Origin of the sequence: Thalassoglobus sp., assembly GCF_048270125.1 — a bacterium.
In the GTDB taxonomy this organism is placed as follows: Bacteria; Planctomycetota; Planctomycetia; order Planctomycetales; family Planctomycetaceae; genus Thalassoglobus.
The window spans coordinates 294,711-313,404 of the sequence record NZ_JBLWTN010000006.1 but is presented as its reverse complement, the minus strand read 5'-3'; the positions used below and the strand labels follow the sequence as shown (position 1 = coordinate 313,404).

The following is an 18,694-nucleotide window of genomic DNA, read 5'->3' as shown; positions in this document are numbered from 1 at the left end:
GGAAGTTTATATGCCGGATGCTTTGATAGCACTTGGAGGGAATTTGGGAGACGTCGCTTCAATCATGAACGAAGCGATTGAGCTTTTGGATGCCCATCCTCAAGTGGCTGTCACAGCCAAAAGTCGACTCTATTCCACTCAGCCCGTGGGAATCGAAGCTGGCGAACCATTTCTCAATTCAGCGGTGACAGCGAATGTTGACTTGGAACCTGTTGAGCTACTGAACCTGCTTCAACAAATTGAAAATCAGCTGGGGCGAAAGCGTTTGAAGCATTGGGGGCCTCGGTCCATCGATTTAGACTTCATTCTGCTGGGGCAGGACGTAGTCAAACTACCCCGATTGACTGTTCCCCACCCAGCCTGCTTCTATCGACGTTTTGTCCTCGACCCTTCTTGTGACATTGCCGGAGACTGGATTCATCCACAGTTTGGCAAGTCGCTGACTGAGCTGCGAGATTCGCTTCAAGCTCGGCCGCTCGTTGTCGCACTGGATGGAGACAATTCGCTCCGAACAGAGCTCGCGAAATCCGTTGATCCAAAAATCATTCAGATCGTCGAACCATCGAAGCACGCGACAAGCCTGTACCTCTCGACGTCCGGCACAGCCAACGAGATGCTCGGCGGCCCACAAGTTGTTCCAATCCCGCTGACTGAAAAACAGGTCGAGTACGCGAAGCAGATTCTCGTAGCTGCAACCGACGAGCCTGAAGTGCTGGGAGAATTTTGAACGGACCGGTGAGAGACATGACAGAGGTTGTCTGGAGCATCTTTCGAATTGGTTTGCAGGTTCTGCCTCGTGGCGATCAGTGTTCCTACAAGAGAAATGCGTTCTTCACAGGCATACGGTAGAGCAAACTGTTCTATTTCCATTTTCCAACAGTCTCTGAGGCTGTGAGTGACACTCGCAGTTCGGCGGATCGCTATTCCCCGTATACAAACTGTCCGAATCGCATTTGGCGATTCAGGCGGTTGTGGGCATAAAGGCCTTCGAGGATGAACTCTGCGATTGCGGCCCGAATCCCGGCAGCCGCTGAGCCTTCGCTCTGCTCTGGTGCCAGGTCAGCTGCGATTTGTGTCAGTTGGTCTTCGAAGCCCCGGATCTTTTCCATCTCGCTTAAGAACTCAGACGTACCAGACTCGGGGTCAAGTTTGAGGCGATGTCCTGAGTTGAAATGCTCGACGACATTGGAGAATCGTTTGGGGGAGAGGTATTGGTCGAACAGATTTTTGATCGCTTCCTCAATGAGGCGATGGATCAGCACGTCTTCGTCGCCGGTCTCTTCGGTGAGTCCAAGTTCAATTTTTCCGCGAGAGCTCGGAGCCATCCAAAAAAGATCACTTACACGGGCAACCGGGACATCTTCTCCATGAACCAGTGAACGCCGCTCAGCATTGGAAATCAAAGACTCCAGGTTTGCGATCGACATCCGCACACTCACACCGGATGCCTGATTCACGTGTGGGCTTGTGCGAGCCAGGCGACTCATCTCTTCCACGATTTCTTTCAGGAACGTTGGGACGATGACATCGTTTCCATCTTCGTTTCGGGTGGCCCAGGCCTGTTCGTCTAGAATTTGAATCCCAAGTTCTCGCTCGAGTGGATAATGAGTGCGGATCACCGAGCCAATGCGGTCTTTCAGCGGAGTCACAATGCGTCCGCGATTGGTGTAATCTTCAGGGTTCGCAGAGAAGACCATACAAACATCGACTGGCAACCGGACAGTAAAGCCTCGGATTTGTACGTCTCGCTCTTCTAGAACGTTGAAAAGTCCAACCTGAATTTTAGGAGAGAGGTCGGGAAGTTCGTTCATGCAGAAGATTCCTCGGTGGCTACGTGGAATGAGTCCGAAGTGCATAACGTCTTCATTGGACAGGTGACGACCTTCAGCGTGCTTGATCAGGTCGACCTCACCGATTAAGTCTGCAATGGTCACATCGGGAGTTGCGAGCTTTTCGAGGTATCGCTCTTCGCGAGAGATCCACTCGATCGGAGTTTCGTCCCCTTGATTCTGGACAACATCCCGGGCGAAGCGGGAAATCGGGCTCAAGGGATCATCGTGAATTTCTGAACCGGAGACGATCGGGATTGCTTCATCCAGGAACTGCGTGAGCATACGCAGCATACGAGTTTTTCCTTGCCCTCTCAGTCCGAGGAACAGCAGGTCATGCTTCGCCAGAATTCCGTTCACAATCTGTGGGATGACGGTTTCGTCATATCCCAGAATCCCGGGGAACAATGTTTCCCTGTTTCGGAGTTTTGAAATCAAGTTTCGTCTCATTTCAGTTTTGACTGAAATGGTCTGATATCCTGATTCTTTGAGTTCACGCAGAGTCGTCGGACGGTTGGACATTCAGTTTACCGTTTATCAGTAATGGTCCGTCTCTCAAAAAATGTCATTCGGGGGTGAGTCAGTGGCACGCCAACAAGTGTGCCAGATTCCTCAATCTGCAGGACATTCAGAGATTGACAGAGCAGTAGCGGAAAAAAGTGTTGTTATTTCATTGTGATTCTACGCATTCGTGGATGACTTCCAACACCGAGACGTCGAAATCACTCGATCCACAAGAAGTTGTTCCATCGGATGTCGCTGATGTGGTGGCCCGGTTTTCGATATTGACCAATTTGGAAACTCGTCGTAGAAAAGAATTTCCACTCATCAATTCTGATGATCCTTTCGCAGCTCTGCACTTCCAATTGACTCATCTTTATTCGCTGATGCTTCCGTTCGATTGAATTTGTCTCTCGATCTTTCCGTTTCTGAATGATGCACCAACGCGGTCAGCTTTCATCGTGGAACATTAGATCGAAGTGATGCAATTCGCTGATACGAATGGGCTGCAAGTTCTCCTCCAACCAGTTTCGAGTCCAGAATGTCCTGTTTATACGCACCGCGTCCGACGTTTCTGTATGTTGCTTTTTTCGCGTTTTTTCTTGTGCTGCGACATCAGTCCCTCTGTGCTCAAGATCTCGTTCCGATTCCAGCATCTGCTGATAATGAAGTGGATCTCTCCTCACCGGATTCCGTTTTCCCTCCAGGGCCGTCTCACTCAAATCTTTGGCAATCCCTCGATTCGAAGCAGTTGAAAACGGAGACATTCTCTGGCAAGCGAGAGAATGTTGAGGGGATGCTGTCAGCTCAGCCTGAACTCGACACTCAGACCGAAACCGAGCCCAGACTCAATACCGTTCAGACTGTGAATTATCAAGAAGTTGATAAGTCAGTCCCTGCGATTCAGTCAGCTGAGAAGAAGACTGCCCAAGTTGCGGATGCTCCAAAACCGGCAGCAACTGCCGAAGCGCCTCTCCCAAATACAGACGTCGAAGAAAAACCAGCAATTCTGACGGCAGAAGAGGTCACACGTCGACGTTCAGCTGTTGAACTGCAATCGGAACTGGCAGACGAAGCCAAAGCTCAGATTTTTCAAATCTATGATCGTGCGCTCGAGTCGCTGAAGCTCCACGGTGAGTCCGTTAAGAAAACTGCAGAGCTAAAAGGGGAACGTGAACGGGGCCCAGAGTTGATTAAAGAAAAGAGAGCCTTTCTGGAACGCCCGGCTCTGAAAACTGATCTTGAAATCTCCAAGCAGACAAGCCTTTCGGAGCTGGAACAGCAACGGCTGGCGGAAGAAGAACTGGCAAACGAAGTTCGCAGGAGAATTGAGACTTGGGAAGCCAAGGCGAAGGTTCGAGCAGAACGAAAACCGCAAATGCCAGCCATTCTGGAAAAGACAAAGCAGCAACTCGAAGAGCTTCAGAAGGCAATCAAAACGCCGCCTGTTGATGGAGAGTCGCCAGCACTGACGCTGGCTCGGAAAACAGACCAGGAAGCCTTATTGATCTTGTTGCAACAGCAACTCGAACAGTCTCGAGTCGAGCAATCTCGCTATGAGGCGCTGACTGAACTCTTTCCACTCGAGCGTGATGAACTCATGCGAAAAAAGATTTTTCATGAGAAGCGTTTGGATAACTGGAAAGTGGCGATCGCAGAAGCGAGAAGAGCAGAAAGTGAGAGACAAGCCCGAGAAGCGAAAGAAAAACTTCGCAACACTCACCCAGCTTTGCGTCAATTGGCTGAACGAAATACAGATCTGACTCAACAAAGGAAAACTGTTCAGGCAGAACTCGTCACTGCGGAGAAGCTGCTGAAAGAAATCGAGGAGAAGAGTGATGAAATCTCCAAGAATTTTGAGGATCTTCGAGCTAAGGAAAATCTCGGAGCATTATCAACCGGAGCAGGAATGTTGTTGCGTAATCAGCGACATCGGCTTCCTTCACCAGCAAAATTTCGCAGCCATCAAAGGACTGCTCAAAAAGAAATCACTCGGCTGCAGCTAGAGCGAATGCCACTTCAGGATGAGCGTGACCATCTTGGTGACTTTGAAACTCAAATCGAGGCAATCCTCGCCGAGGTCGGAACTCAACGTACGATTTCGGACGATGAAATCCGCGAAACTGCGCGTGATCTTCTCAATGATCGGCAGACTTATCTCGACGCCCTGCTGAACGACACCGGCACGTTGCTGATGACTCAGGGGGAAATCGATGTGAAGAGTCAATTCCTGACAAAGGAAATCACGGAGTACCAAAGTTTCATCGACGAGCGAATCCTCTGGATTCCCAGTGCAGGCATTGTCAATTCTTCGACTCTCACAAGAACTCTCGCAGGGACGCGAGACATCTTCTCGGCGGAGAACTTTATTGTTTCCTACAATGTTCTCAAGCAGGACATCCTGCTGCACAAATATCTCTATCTCACTGCATTGTTCGCTGCAATTTCCGTATTGGTTTTTCTACAGCGTATTCGAGTCTTGATTGCCGCGCTCGGAAAGAAGACCAAGAGTCAATTGACTTCGAACGTCACGGCAACCCTTTCTGCATTGGGGCTGACTTTGATGATCTCTTCCGTCTGGCCTGTGTTGATTTGGCTGATCGGTTGGAGATTGACGTCGGTCTCAACGAATGATTTTACATTTGCGTCTGGAATCGCACTGCAAGTCACTGCCATCGCATTCTGGACGATGGAGGTTTTGCGTCAGATTTGTCGCAAGAAAGGAATCGCGGAAACTTTTTTGAAATGGTCACCAGGATCAATCTCCGCAGTCCATTCACATCTACTCTTCCTGATCGCAGTCAGTTTGCCGCTAATGTTTCTGAGTACCGTTTCCAGCGTTTATAACGAAGGTTTCTGGGCAGACTCATTGGGCCGAATTTCCTTCATAGCATTCTGTGGCGTGTTGATGATGGCTTCGATCAAGATGCTGAAACCGACGGGGCAAATTCTGGGGCACCTTCTGAAAGGGAACCCCGACGGACTGATGTACCGCACACGAAAGTTCTGGTATCCCCTCAGTATTCTCTCGCCTTGTGCATTGGGAATTATGGCTGGGGTTGGATATCAGTACACGGCTGAGCAACTTCTTGTACGACTTCAATTTACGTTCTGGCTTTCGATATCCATTGTCATCGCCTACACGATCATCACTCAGTGGCTTCTCGCCGCGCGACGTCAAATCGCGATGGAGCAAGCTCGAGCGCGTCGCGCAGCTGCGATGGAGTTGCACTCGGAGACATCTGGTGAGAACGGAGGGAGTCCAGTTCCGCCGGTTGATAAACCGCAAGTCGATCTTTCAACATTGAACCAGCAAATGGTTCGACTGCTTCGGGTTACCGCATGCGTGGTGATGCTCAGCGGGAGTTGGATGATCTGGTCACAGGTCATGCCCGCGCTGCATGTGTTCAATCGTATCGAACTCTGGAGTACTGCAGTCACCGTCGTTGAGTCACATACGATCGACGGAGAAGAAACGCTGCGGACTGTCACCAAGCAGAAATGGATTACGTTCGGGAACCTGCTGTTCGCTGCGGGAATCGTTACCGTCTCACTGTTTGGTGGTAAAAACTTACCCGGATTACTGGAACTCTCGCTTCTCCAGCGGTTGCCGCTCGATCACGGAGAACGAAACGCGATTACCACACTCTGTCGGTATGCATGTGTTTTAATCGGGATGATTGTTGCTTGTAAGACGATAGGAATTGGCTGGTCCAGTGTACAATGGCTGGTGGCCGCTTTAACGGTGGGTCTTGGCTTTGGACTCCAGGAAATCTTTGCCAACTTTGTTTCCGGATTGATCATTCTGTTCGAACGGCCCATTCGAATCGGCGACGTTGTGACGATCGATAATGTCACCGGTAGCGTTTCAAAAATTCAAATTCGAGCGACAACAATTATCGACTGGGACCGCAAAGAATACATCGTTCCAAACAAAGAATTCGTGACGGGCAGGCTGCTGAACTGGACTCTCTCTGATAAAACGAACCGCGTTGTGATCAACGTTGGCGTTGCCTACGGAGCTGAGACTGATTTGGCACTGGAAATTCTGAATCGGGTTGCGCAGGAAAACCCTGTCGTCCTTAATGATCCGGCTCCGATTGCTTCGTTTGAAGGCTTTGGCAACAGCACCTTGTCGTTCAACCTCAGAGTCTACCTGCCGAACCTCGATAACAGGCTGAAAGTCATCACCGATTTGCATCTGACGATTGATCGAGAGTTCAGGAAAGCTGGAATCGAAATTGCTTTCCCTCAGATGGATTTGCACATTCGCAGTGTGAACTCAGATGCACTGAAGCTTCCAGCACTGGAGCGACGAAGTGCAGAGGCGAATGAATCGAAAGCTGCGTAATAACAGACGTGTCGCGCAGTTCGAGTTCGAGTTCGAGTTCGAATTTGAGTTCGTGACCGGATGGCATTCCGGATTACATCATTGAGAAATAATTGTCGACGGCGAAGTCGAAAGCTTCCTTCGTGACCTTTTTGGGAAGCTTTCGATAGACGCAAAAGTTTCGCACTTGGAGTAACAGGTCGCGCGGCTGACAGTTTCGAAACGGTCGTTGTTTCGGGATGTAATGGGTGTCGATGAGATACTCAACCGCTTCGGGATCGTTAATGAGCCCGACTTTCGGAGCCATGATGTCGAACAACTTCACAAAGTGTTCTGGAAGTGGATCGGGAACCTGGATCTTATAAGGAATTCGGCGCAGAAACGCTCCATCCACCAGATCGTTCGGTTCCAGATTTGTTGAAAAGATAATCAGCTGATCGAATGGAACCTGGACTTTTTTCCCGCTCGGCAAGTTTAAGTAGTCGAACCGCTTTTCGAGTGGGACGATCCATCTGTTGAGTAACACCTCGACCGGCATGGTTTGTCGACCGAAATCGTCGATCACCAGTGTCCCGCAGTTACTCTTCAATTGCAGTGGCGATTCGCAGATTTTTGTAATCGGATTTTGGGTGACTTCCAGTTCTTTCATCGTGAGTTCACCCCCGGCGACAATCGTTGGGCGTTTAATACGCACCCAGCGTGGATCGACACCAGAGAGATCGAAGATCGTCTCGTCCTCGTCTTCGAAGACAATTTCATGGACACCCGGATCGAACAGGCGAATCAAATCACCATCGATTCCAAGAGTTCGTGGAATCCAGACGGTATCACCAAAACACGATGTGATTCGTTCTGCGATACTGGTTTTGCCGTTCCCAGGTTCTCCAAACAAGAACATTCCGCGGCCGGAGTTGATCGCCGGTCCAAGTTTGTGGAACATCTCTTTGCTGATCAGCAGGTCTGAGAACGCTCGATTTAAGTCCTGTTCGGTTGCTTCCATGCCAGCAATGGTTTGCATCGCCATCGAATGCAGATACTCCGGAAGTCCAACTGGAGCAGAGCCATAGTAGCTGCACTCGATTGCATATTTTCGTGCCCGTTCGCGTCCAAGATCAGTAATTCCAAAAACGTAGTCCCCCATTTCAGCTGCGCTCTTGAATGTGATCAGCTGGTCATTCTTCCAGACTTTCAACAGCGGAAATAGAATCCCGAATGGAATCGCAATTTGGGCGCTAATTGATCGGCCGGCAGCGGAGCCTTTTTGAAGCAGATATTTCAATACGAGTTTTTCAATTTCGTCCGCGCTCAGCTTGGTTTCACTGAGTGTTTCAGGGATCTTCGGCTTGAACGAGATCTCTTCATCGTCCGCGTTTCCTAAAAGTGAATGAACGCGTTCAAACAGCTCTTCAAGCTGTTTGTTTCCTCGAATCGCATCATGGGCCAGAATTTTTTCAGCTGGTTGCTCATCGGTCTCCTCATCTTCTTCAGGACCAGTCACTGACTGGAATCCTTCAAGAAGTTCATCCATTGAAAAGTCTTCTTCTTGATGAGTCGACATTGAGAGCCGGTCCGAAAAGTTTGAGAGAAAGGAGATCACACGCTTTTTAAGTCGCTGAAGTCACTCGTCGTGAATATCAAGCGGCTTCTGGCCTGAATGTGAAAACCTATGTCGGCAGCGGATGTGGTCAAATCACAACATTCAATGAATAGGAACTTGTGCTCATTCGGAACGAACGAATCGCTACAACCGAGCTAACACGAACTGAAGCGCAACTTCGCAGGATGTTGACAGCAAATTCGGTGAGAAAGAATTACTTCATGATCGACTTCAAGGCCGCTCGGATTCCAGCAGCTTTATGGTCTGTTTCTTCAAATTCCGACTGCGGGTTCGATTGCGAGACGATTCCACCACCTACGGGAAAGACAAGTTTGCTCCCCTGTTTAGTGAGCGTTCGAATGAGAATGCTGCTGTCGGCGGTTCCATCAAATCCGCAGTAAAACAGGCTCCCGCAATAAGGGCCTCGGGCGACTTGTTCGAGTTCGCTGATGATTTCCATCGCGCGAATTTTCGGAGCCCCTGTGATAGAACCGCCGGGAAACGTCGCTGCGATGACATCCCAGAATGAGACATCATCCTTCAACTCGCCGATAACTTCTGAAACAAGATGCGTGACAGTTTCATAACTCTCGATGGTGCAAAGTTCAGGAACACGAATCGTCCCCGGCTTGCAGACTCGCGAAAGATCATTTCGTAAGAGGTCAACAATCATCACATTTTCGGCCTGATCTTTCTCGCTTTCGCGGAGTTCGTCCCGCGTGAACAAGTCTGCTTCAGGAATCACGCGCCGTTGACGTGTCCCTTTGATAGGACGTGTACGGACGAAACGATCATGCTTCTGGATAAATCGCTCGGGAGATGACGAAAGAACAGCCCAGTCAGCCTGTTGAAACAATCCAGCGAATGGGGCGGGGTTGTGTTGCCGGAGTGAATTGTAAATTTCGAGAGCGGAATGATGCGTGTGAGTCATCAATTGTTGAGATAAATTTGCCTGGAAAATATCTCCCGCGACGATGTAATCGATGACTCTCTGGATCACATCCAGATACTCTTCCCTTGTGAAATTGCTCTCAATATTGAAATTAAGTTCTACTGATTGCGGGGACAGTTGTTCATCGCATTGATTGCGAGGTTGACTGAGGATTTGTTCGCTCAGCTCTTCGCATGTTGCAACTCCCTTCGCTTTTCTCGCTTGTAAGGAGGTCTCCGGAAATCCATGCGCGATGACCCAGCAGCGATCCTGCTGATGGTCCCAAGCGATGACCCAGTCATACATGCCTACTACGCAAGCCGGGAGATCGAACTCTTCACGGAATGGGACTGGCAACCGTTCCCAGCAACGCCCCAAATCGTACGAGAGCAACCCTGCAAAGCCTCCTTGAAATGGGGGGAGGTCCGGGTGAGGAGTCGCTTTGAACTGCTCGCTCCATTTTTTGACATCCCGGAATGGATCAACTCCATACTCAGGTGTATCAAGCAGGCTTGTCTGAATCGGATCGGCAGCGAGAAAAGAGTATCTTCCATGTAAATCATGACGCCGAACGCTTTCGAGTAAAACGAGATGATCGCGTTCTGAAAATAGAGCCAGCGTCTCTTCAACGGACGGAGAGGGAATGATTTCACGGAAGATCGGAAATTCAGACATCGGATTTCCTCGTCTTGCTCGCAGAAGCTTTCTGCTGTTTTCGGCGTTCGTGAACACTTTGTTCAGGAACGGTGAGGAACCCCCAATTCAGTGCCTGATCCTGTCGATACTGCTTTCCCAATGTCAAAGCAGTGATCGCTTTGGCAAGCTCATATCCGAGATAAAACGAATGATTCACGTCGAGGTTGGGATCGTGGGCGATATAGTCATCAAAAATTTCAAACGCATCCCGACCGTGCCAATATCCATTTCGATTCATGATATGGATTTCATCGCGTTCCACGAAAATGCGATAGTTCGCATCGCGAATTTCGTTTGCCATGTTCGTGAGTGCCGTAGCACCTAATTCACTCACTGTCGGATCGCGGAGCATCACTAATTCTGAAGTCACATGTTTAGGGAGCCGTCGATTCTCGACGGCGTGCTTCATTAGTTTACGTGCAATATCAAACTCGCGAACTGCAGACTGACTCCACGGAATGACCTCCGTCGCCAATACACTTTGAATCTCCAACTCCTGACAAATCGCTGCGAAGAGTGCATTCAAGCCGGCGCTGTCGACCTCTGTCATTTCAGTGAGATTTCCAATCCCCATCATGATCGGTTGCTCAGGGACTTGTCGTCGAGCCTCGTAATATCGGGCCAGAGAAGCTGCGAATCCAAACCCGATCGGTTCTAGAATTGGATCGAGCCGATGGGGGCAGTTTGCCAGCCTGAGCTTCTCGGCTGTCTCCCACATCGTACTTGTTTCTGCCGGATCATCGGGAATGACGACAAGTTCAACTCCAAGCTGTGACAGCCAGTCGACGTTTGTTGAATTGCAACTTAACACAAGCTCTGCACCTGCCCGAATCGCAGACTCCACTTCATTTCGATCAAAGCTATCGATCGAAATGCGAAACCCTTCAGCGATTAGCATCGAGACAACTTCGCCGGTCTGTTGCCAACTCTCTCCCGGGATGCAGCCGATATCGATCACGTCGGCGCCATCACGCCGGTATCGATTTGCGATCTCCAGGATCTCCTGCTGTTTTAATCGAGGAGCGTGATTAATTTCGGCAATGATCTCGATATCGTAGCGATCAAGAGAGACTGGCCCGCGTGATTGTCGACCGAAAAATTCGGCGAGATCGAGAATGTCTTTCGGCCCAAGTCGAAACGGAACCCCAAACCGATCAGTGAGTGGAGCGAGGTCTCCCTGGCACCACCCCGGGACGAAAACCGCGTCATATCCGCTCGGTTGGTCGGTCAGTTTTCGGTTCAGCCAGTCGGCGTGGGTGAGAGCGGCAACAGAGATGCCGACTACATGAACATCCGCAGCGAAGCCCATCGCTTGGCTCACTTCTTGAACCACCTGTCGAGTGATCGCTTCTGCTAGCCGTCCCGTAATAAACAGGATTTTCTCACCAGGTTGTGGAACAAGATTATGAGTTGAAGTAGTCATTCAGTTAAAAAGCAGAACACTCAGTTGCAAGATGTTGAAGACATTCGGACGACGGCTCTCCGAAGCCTTCGCAACAGGACCAGATCCTCGTCGTATCTAGGATACGGTTTCTCGGTAATCGCTCGACAACTTTCCACCGTAGTTTTCCACCCCGATTTGACTGGTCGAACCCAGCATGCTGATCCCTTTGGACTCTCGCTGCCTCATCAACGAAAAAAGTGGTCCGATCCACATTTGTAGATCGTACCACTCTCTGCAAATTTCGCTACAGCTCAGCTTCTTCTTCAAGAGCCTTTCCCCAAGTTGGAGATTCGTTTTGTTGAAGATCGTCGCTGTAACGGAGGTTACCAGACTGCCGATCTTGGAACGAGTTTTGGAGAGGCCGGCCAGGCTGGTGCTTCAACGTATCTTCGAACGTTGTAAATCGCATGCGGGTTCGGATCGGTCACCTTGTCGGAGATTTCCGGTCCTTCCTCAAAGAGCGGTTCGTATTTTTGAGGACCAGAGGAAATCAGGTATCCATCGTGGTATTGAGGCTTCAAGTTTGAATGCGGAGCTCGCAACGGCTGAATCGTGCCCTCTCCGTAGCCTTGTGTCGGACAGCAATCTTGCTCGCTGAAATGTTGCGAGACACTACCACAGCCACGACATGGGATCGGTTCCAGCTGTCCAGTGACGCCCGTTTCGCCAACAGTCGGGCAACCATTTGCACATCCACTTGAGCAAGGTGTTGCACACGGTGTGGCATGGGGAGTTGTGTACTGAGTATGACATGATTCGCAAGGTGTTTCACACGGTGTTTCACAGGGTGTCGCGCATGGTGTTGGGCAGCTGTCGTAAATTTCGGTAAAGTGAATTTCCGGCTCTTCGCAGTCCTCCAGAAATGCAGAGCCTGCCGTGAAAGCTTTACATCCACGAAAACCGCTGTAGCTGAAAGACTGATCGATCGATCGGAAACTGTCGCCCAGGTCTTTGTACTCTTCAACCACGGCACCGCGCACGTGCGAAAGGCCAGCGATGACACCGAGGACACCCACCGTACTGACGAGAACTAACTCGGCAGAGACAACAAAGCCAATTTCATCTTGCCAGAAGGCATTGAATAACGTGTTCATTTTTTCGCTCCACTTTGGATCGAGCACAGCGAATCGATAGAACGTGAGATTTCTTCGAGGTGTTGGTGTTACCGGGAAGAAATCGAAAAAACCTCGCTCAACCAGGAGCAACGTCTTGCAGTGACGCACTCGACTTCATGAGGACATGCCTGCCTCAATTCATTCGCAATCAACACGATTACGAGCGGAAGAAGAGTGTCTCCTGGAATCGCGAGGATTCCGGGCGGTCGGGCCGCCCATGGCGAGGTCTCAGGTCGCCACACACGCTCTCACATGTTTGAAGAGGACTCACTCTTGAAAAACCTGCATTCAGTCACCGCAATTTCAGAAATGAAAAAACGATTCCAATGGTCTTGCGAGAGTTCAAAATCTGCCTGTTGCATGCAGAGCAAATCGTCCTACTTCAACGCTTTTCTCAATCCAGCTCCAATAGGGTTAAAATTCTTAAAATCGTTGAAATCCGTTCAGGTGTATTGATCCTGACAATTCCTACAATTGGCATAACCCGTACCATCGGGGCGCGGTGAGACAGTGAATTGTTCTCGTTAATGATACTTAACGTGTTTCAGAGAAAGATGTTGTGTTGAATCTCTGTTCTGTTGGCGGCGTCTGAATGTACCGGCTGTAACGGTTGTAGTGTTTGTAGCAATGAACGCGAACGTAGCGATTGTGTCAAGAATGCTGAACATTCTGGAGCCAATGTTTAGCGGGTGAATTCCCCAAGCAGTGTTGGCGAAATGGCGCACTGCCGAAACGAGTGGTCCACTCAGCAGCAACAGTGTCGAGGGCCTTTCAGTTTCATTTCGAAGCAAATTGCTACAATGGCAGAGTTCTCTGTATGGCTCTCAGGAAACTTCGTCGATTCAAATATCCATGTCGGGTTCAGACTGCATCCCGCCGATTATCGTTAAGACTCTGACTGTCTCTGAATGTGAATAAAATGAAATATGTACTTGTGATTCCTGATGGATGTGCTGATGAACCGCAGGCCTCTTTGGGAGGGAAAACTCCGCTTCAAGCAGCCAATACGCCTCATATGGACGCCATCGCGAAGGCTGGAATTGTCGGACAGACAGATAACGTTCCAGAATCGATGCCATCGGGGAGCGATGTCGGAACGATGAGCCTGTTTGGCTACGATCCGCACAAATTCCACACAGGCCGAGCACCGCTGGAAGCTGCTGCCCAGGGGATCGAACTCTCTCCGGGAGACTGGGCGATTCGTTGTAATCTGGTGACAGTCGAAGACGGGAAGATGAAAAGCTTCACTGCGGGGCAAATATCCAGCGACGTCGGGGCTGAACTCATCGGACTCATGCAGAAGCAAACTTGCGGAAGTGAACACTGGAAATTCTATCCCGGCGTCAGTTATCGAAACTTGTTGATCTACCGTGCCCGTGGCGGTAAGGCCCCTTTCGCAGATGACACATATACCGTTCCGCCGCATGATATCACTGATCAGCCGATCAACGAGTCTCTGCCAATGGGGTCAGGTGGGTGCGATTTGCGCGAGTTGATGGAGAAAAGTGTCGAGCTTTTTGCGGAGTGCGAATCGAATCAGAAGCGGACGGAAAAAGGTGAGTTGGCTGCCACGCAGGCGTGGTTATGGGGACAAGGCTCTCGGCCAAATCTGGAACCTTTCATTGAACGCTATGGGGTCCGCAGCGCCGTCATTACCGCGGTCGACTTGTTACGCGGGATCGGGAAACTCCTCGGCTGGGAAGTCATCGAAGTTGAAGGAGCAACTGGGTATCTCGATACCGACTATGCTGCCAAAGGGCGGGCAGCGATTAAAGCTCTGCGAGGTGATCTCGATTTTGTTGTGGTCCATGTCGAAGCGACGGACGAAGCATCTCACGAAGGTGATGCGGAGGCCAAAGTCAAAGCACTCGAAGAGATAGACGAAAAGATTGTTGGTCCGGTTCATGAGTATCTGAAGTCGACGGGCGAATACAGAATGCTTGTCTGCCCCGATCATCCGACCTTCTTGCGAACCAAAACTCACAGCCACGGATATGTCCCATTCACAATGTGTGGGGCAGGAATCGAAAACAGAAACGTCTCGTCGTACGATGAAGTCCAAGCTGCCGCATCCGGCGACACAATTGACAATGGTCACGAATTGATGGGACGATTTTTGAAGAAGTAGCAATTCAGAACAGCACAAGAAGCTACAAGGCTGAGCACTGAGCACCGGCGATTCACCGGTGCAGAACGCAGAGGCGTGTGAGCCACGAAGGGAGATGAATTGAGTTCGAGTCACTTCACACCAGTGCCTGCTCGGAATGCCGAAGGACTGAGTCGCCAGGCGCTGCAGTTCTTTGGGATATCGCTTCTTGCGCTCACGGCCTCTGGGGTGCTGACCTGGATATTAATTCACTGGATCGGAAAACCGGCCGAGGTTCGGGAGTTTCGATTTCCCCCTGCATTTGCAATCAGTTCGCTGTTGTTACTTTGCGGATCTTATTCGCTGCACAGTGCTGTTCAATTTGTCAGTCAGGAAAAGCAACGTCAATTTCGACGACAACTGAAAATCAGCATGGTCTTGGGAGTGTTGTTCGTCGGAATTCAGACCTACGGAATTTGGTCGATGTTTCCGACTTATCGAGGACCGGAAGATGCCTCTGAAGGCGTACTCGGATTTGTCGTCTGCTTTGCGTCGCTCCACAGCCTGCACTTTTTCGTTGCCTTGATGTTCGTCGCCTTCGTCATAGTCCGCAGCAAGTCAGACCGTTACGACCACGAGTACAATTGGGGCGTCCGTTTCTGTGCCTGGTTCTGGCATTTCCTCGGGGTCGCCTGGCTCGCAATTCTGGCAATCTTTGCGATCGCTTTGTGATTAGAGCATCTTTCGGATTGGTTTGCAGGTTCTGCCTCGTGGCGAACAGCATTTTTGCTAGAGAAATGCGTTCTTCACGGGCAAACGGTAGAGCAAACTGCTCTAGAAAATAATTTGTGATTAAAATAAGAAGGTGAACGCCCACGAAGCGGTAAGTGTCGATTTCTATCGCACTTTTTGACTTCGTGTTCGCGTTCTACACGGGCACGACAAGCACTGGAAATGTTCTATGGCTTTGCAATTCGCTTTAGTTGAATCGCGTTGAACATGGAATAGTTGCTGCCGTCGCGTTTGCTGGTGATCGTCATTTGAGAACCTGGTTCGACTTCGGCAACGTAGCGAACGTACTGGTTTTCATCTTGGAATTTTTTGTTGCGGAAGTTCCATGTGCCATCGTTGAGAGTTGATTTCCCGGTCAGTTTGACCGAGCCCGATTCAAGCTCGATGGCTGCGTTCTGGTTTGGTGCATCGCCATGTGCGAAGACGTAGACTTCATAGATGCCGGCGGGGAGGTACTTCAGCGACACCGACAGGTCGACGCACTGACAGTTGTGGTAAATATAGCCATGATAGACTCCGGAGTCTCCTGTGATTCCCCATTCGCCATCGTTTGCTGAGACGTTCACTTCGATGTCGGACTCCGTTCCATCGGCGAATCGAACCTGCTGAAGTTTTTGCTGGCTGTAGTCGATGAAGTTCCATTGGTCATTTGATGATCCGACCGCTCCTTTGAAATCTCCCTCTTCGGGATTGTAAGCAAAATTGAAGTTCAAGAGATCCTTGGTAGCTTTTGCCTTTGATCGCCGAGACTTGTTCAGACGACCACTTTTTTTCTCAGCGTCGATTTTGGGCTTCTCGACATCTAGGATTTGTTCTGGCTCGGAAGACTGTTGGGGCTGTTGTGTTTGCTTGGCGACAATCTCAGTAGTTGCGTTCTCAGTAGTTGCGTTATTCACAGCCTCATTTTCGGGGACTGGATTTTTTGCAATTGCAGGCAAGCCAACAAGCAAGACTGCAAATCCACACAGCAAACTTTTCAGTTGATTCCTCATCACATTCTCCCCAATTGCTATCAAATGGTTCACAATCGTTCTGCAGTCAGTTGTGTTGTTGTGCAGAATCTCGCCCAAGTCCGTCCGTTAATAGTCTCTTAGAACGAGTCATTGTCGCAACCTCACTTTGAGGTCTCTGACAAGATTCTTACAATCATTTTCAAAGCCATCGGCCCTTATTCAAAGCATCGGTCTGGTCACTTCAACACTGAGTTTTATTATGTCTTTTGATTTGTCTCGCTTGTCGTTCCTGCTCCTGGGTTTGCTTTGCGTCCCAGTTCAGGCAGAAGAATCAGCGTCCTCTAAGTTACAGTTGATTCGCAGTGGCCAGACTCGGGAGTGGGATTTCTTTCCTGAAGGCGAATATGACTCTGCGTACACAATGGACTTCGAGGTTGATGGCGACTCCGCGCCTGTGACGTTGCAACTCTCACAACAGCAGGTGAAACAACGCTGGAATATTGAGATCAATGGCAAGATCATTACGACGTTACCTCGCGATGAAAACGGGATGGTCGTTTATTTTGATCTTGCTGCCGGTGACCTGAAAACAGGTAGCAACAGGCTGGAGATAAAAAACGGGGAGCGAAATCCGCGAACTGGTGACGATATTTTGATTGGACGAGTCAAGCTGTTGAAACGCTCGAAAGCAGATCTCCTCAATGAAGCGAAAGTGACAGTCACAGTCACCGATCAAACGAGTCGCGGAAAACTGCCAGCTAGAATCACCATTTTGAATGAACTGGGCGAAATGCAAACGGTCGGTGCAGAATCAAACTCGACGATGGCTGTTCGCCCCGGGAGTCTCTATTCCAGTACCGGTGAAGCAACATTTGGTTTGCCTGCTGGGAAGTACAAAATTTATGCAGGACGGGGCTTCGAGTATTCACTCGCCACACACGATTTAAGTGTTCGAAAAGGGGACGACGCAAAGGTCTCGCTGCAAATCGAACGTCAGGTTGATACGTCAGGCTATGTCGCCTGCGACACTCATGTCCACACGCTGACCCACTCCGGGCATGGTGACTCAACGATCCAAGAAAGAATGATCACTCTGGCAGGTGAGGGGATCGAACTTCCAATTGCGACCGATCACAATGTGCATATCGATCACGCTCCGTTCGCTGCCGAGATGAACGTCTCTCAGTATTTTACTCCAGTCGTCGGAAACGAATACACGACCTCCGTCGGTCACTTCAACATTTTTCCTGTGAGCGTCGATCAGGAAGTCCCCGATCGTCAACTGAATACGTGGCCGGAAATTTTTAAAGAGGTCGAGGACAAAACTCAGGCACAAATCATCATTCTCAACCATGCTCGAGACCTTCACAGTCGATTTACTCCATTTGGTCCTGAGAATTACCTTTCGATCGTCGGCGAATCGCTCAAAGGGTGGCCGATTGGGTTCAACGCAATGGAAGTGATTAATTCAGGAGCGACCCAAACTGATCCGTTGGAATTGTTCCACGATTGGATGAACCTGCTGAACGCGGGCCATCAGATTACTCCAGTTGGGAGTAGCGATTCTCACGATGTCGCACGTCACTTCGTTGGACAAGGGCGAACTTACATTCAGTCTCCCGATGAAAATGTTGGAAGCATCAACACGGAAGATGCTGTCAACGCTTTTTTGCGAGGTGATGTCGTCGTGAGTTACGGGTTGTTTACGACGTTGAATATTGAGGACATTGATTCCAACGACAACAAAAATGCAATCGTACTTACAGTCCAGGTTCGAAGTCCGGATTGGATTCAGCCTGCAGAGATCAAAATTTTTGCCAACGGACGAGAAGTGATCTCTCAAGCGATCTCTGAAATCGAATCAGCTGAGGTAAGTGATACAGAGGCGAACATGCGGTTTGTGCTGCCTAAGCCAACGCATGATGTCTGTTATGTTGCCATCGCGACCGGCCCCGGCATTGAAGAACCGTACTGGCGAACCGCTTTGCCGTATCAACCGAGAACGGTTCAGTCCAGGACATGGACACTCGGATGTAGCGGAGCGAAATGGTTTGATGCCAACAAAGATGGCGAAGCCACGTGCGCACGCGACTACGCGGAAGAGATCATAAAAGAAAGCCAGGGGGACTTGAACGTCGCTATGAAGGAACTACCACGGTACGACGCCGCTGTCGCCAGCCATGTCGCTCATCTGTTTCTGAAGCAGGGAGGTTCGGTGGAATCCGCAGAGTTTCAAGCGGCCTTGATGTCTAAGACCCCGGTCATTCAGGTTGGATTTCAGACATACCTGCGAGCTTGGCGAGAATCAGAAATTGCCCGCGTCAATCAGTAAACCGCGAGCAGCAAAATTGGATGATCCTGTTCTCAAGCTTCCCTCATTCAGTTATCTTCTCTGGTATCTTCATTGTTCGAATGTTGCT

At 49.9% G+C, this 18,694-nt stretch carries 12 protein-coding genes; 6 read left to right on the top strand and 6 right to left on the bottom strand.

Going from position 1 to position 18,694, the window contains the following annotated elements:
• Positions 1-10 precede the first annotated feature (10 nt).
• Entirely contained in the window at positions 11-727 is a 717-nt protein-coding gene (folK, locus tag ACN0YR_RS10325) for a 2-amino-4-hydroxy-6-hydroxymethyldihydropteridine diphosphokinase (protein ID WP_417849134.1), read from the top strand.
• Between the two features lie 193 nt (positions 728-920).
• Here folK and ACN0YR_RS10320 read toward each other — a convergent pair whose 3' ends face one another.
• On the bottom strand, positions 921-2,351 hold the full coding sequence (locus ACN0YR_RS10320) for a sigma 54-interacting transcriptional regulator (protein ID WP_417849133.1): 1,431 nt from the start codon (positions 2,349-2,351) through the stop codon (positions 921-923).
• A gap of 173 nt (positions 2,352-2,524) precedes the next feature.
• Between ACN0YR_RS10320 and ACN0YR_RS10315 the strand changes: the two genes are divergently transcribed.
• Positions 2,525-2,734: a hypothetical protein gene (locus ACN0YR_RS10315; protein ID WP_417849132.1), complete on the top strand. Its 210-nt coding sequence runs from the start codon at positions 2,525-2,527 to the stop codon at positions 2,732-2,734.
• A gap of 137 nt (positions 2,735-2,871) precedes the next feature.
• The gene (locus ACN0YR_RS10310; protein ID WP_417849131.1) at positions 2,872-6,681 is read left to right on the top strand and encodes a mechanosensitive ion channel domain-containing protein; all 3,810 of its coding nucleotides are present in this window, start codon (positions 2,872-2,874) and stop codon (positions 6,679-6,681) included.
• A gap of 73 nt (positions 6,682-6,754) precedes the next feature.
• On the opposite strand, the gene ACN0YR_RS10305 is transcribed toward ACN0YR_RS10310, so the two are convergent.
• The 4 genes from ACN0YR_RS10305 to ACN0YR_RS10290 all read right to left on the bottom strand — a co-directional run bounded on the left by ACN0YR_RS10305 (position 6,755) and on the right by ACN0YR_RS10290 (position 12,422).
• On the bottom strand, positions 6,755-8,218 hold the full coding sequence (locus ACN0YR_RS10305; protein WP_417849130.1) for an AAA family ATPase: 1,464 nt from the start codon (positions 8,216-8,218) through the stop codon (positions 6,755-6,757).
• Between the two features lie 253 nt (positions 8,219-8,471).
• Positions 8,472-9,863 carry an aminodeoxychorismate synthase component I gene (pabB, locus tag ACN0YR_RS10300; protein ID WP_417849129.1) on the bottom strand — a complete coding sequence of 464 codons (1,392 nt, stop codon included), beginning with the start codon at positions 9,861-9,863 and terminating at the stop codon, positions 8,472-8,474.
• Positions 9,856-11,307, bottom strand: coding sequence for a DUF6513 domain-containing protein (locus ACN0YR_RS10295; protein ID WP_417849128.1), 1,452 nt, complete (start codon positions 11,305-11,307; stop codon positions 9,856-9,858). The genes pabB and ACN0YR_RS10295 overlap by 8 nt, the downstream gene beginning before the upstream one ends.
• A gap of 344 nt (positions 11,308-11,651) precedes the next feature.
• Positions 11,652-12,422, bottom strand: a complete 771-nt coding sequence (locus tag ACN0YR_RS10290) for a hypothetical protein (protein ID WP_417849127.1) — start codon at positions 12,420-12,422, stop codon at positions 11,652-11,654.
• Between the two features lie 940 nt (positions 12,423-13,362).
• Between ACN0YR_RS10290 and ACN0YR_RS10285 the strand changes: the two genes are divergently transcribed.
• Together ACN0YR_RS10285 and ACN0YR_RS10280 are read left to right on the top strand one after the other, a co-directional pair.
• Positions 13,363-14,571 (top strand): cofactor-independent phosphoglycerate mutase, encoded by a 1,209-nt coding sequence (locus ACN0YR_RS10285; RefSeq protein WP_417849126.1) that lies wholly within the window; start codon positions 13,363-13,365, stop codon positions 14,569-14,571.
• 99 nt (positions 14,572-14,670) lie between these two features.
• A complete protein-coding gene (locus ACN0YR_RS10280) occupies positions 14,671-15,261 on the top strand; it encodes a cytochrome c oxidase subunit 3 (protein WP_417849125.1) in 591 nt (196 codons plus the stop codon).
• Positions 15,262-15,488: 227 nt separating this feature from the next.
• On the opposite strand, the gene ACN0YR_RS10275 is transcribed toward ACN0YR_RS10280, so the two are convergent.
• Positions 15,489-16,313 (bottom strand): hypothetical protein, encoded by an 825-nt coding sequence (locus ACN0YR_RS10275; protein WP_417849124.1) that lies wholly within the window; start codon positions 16,311-16,313, stop codon positions 15,489-15,491.
• Positions 16,314-16,533: 220 nt separating this feature from the next.
• Here ACN0YR_RS10275 and ACN0YR_RS10270 point away from each other — a divergent pair, with 220 nt between their 5' ends.
• Entirely contained in the window at positions 16,534-18,606 is a 2,073-nt protein-coding gene (locus ACN0YR_RS10270; protein WP_417849123.1) for a CehA/McbA family metallohydrolase, read from the top strand.
• Positions 18,607-18,694: the final 88 nt, after the last annotated feature.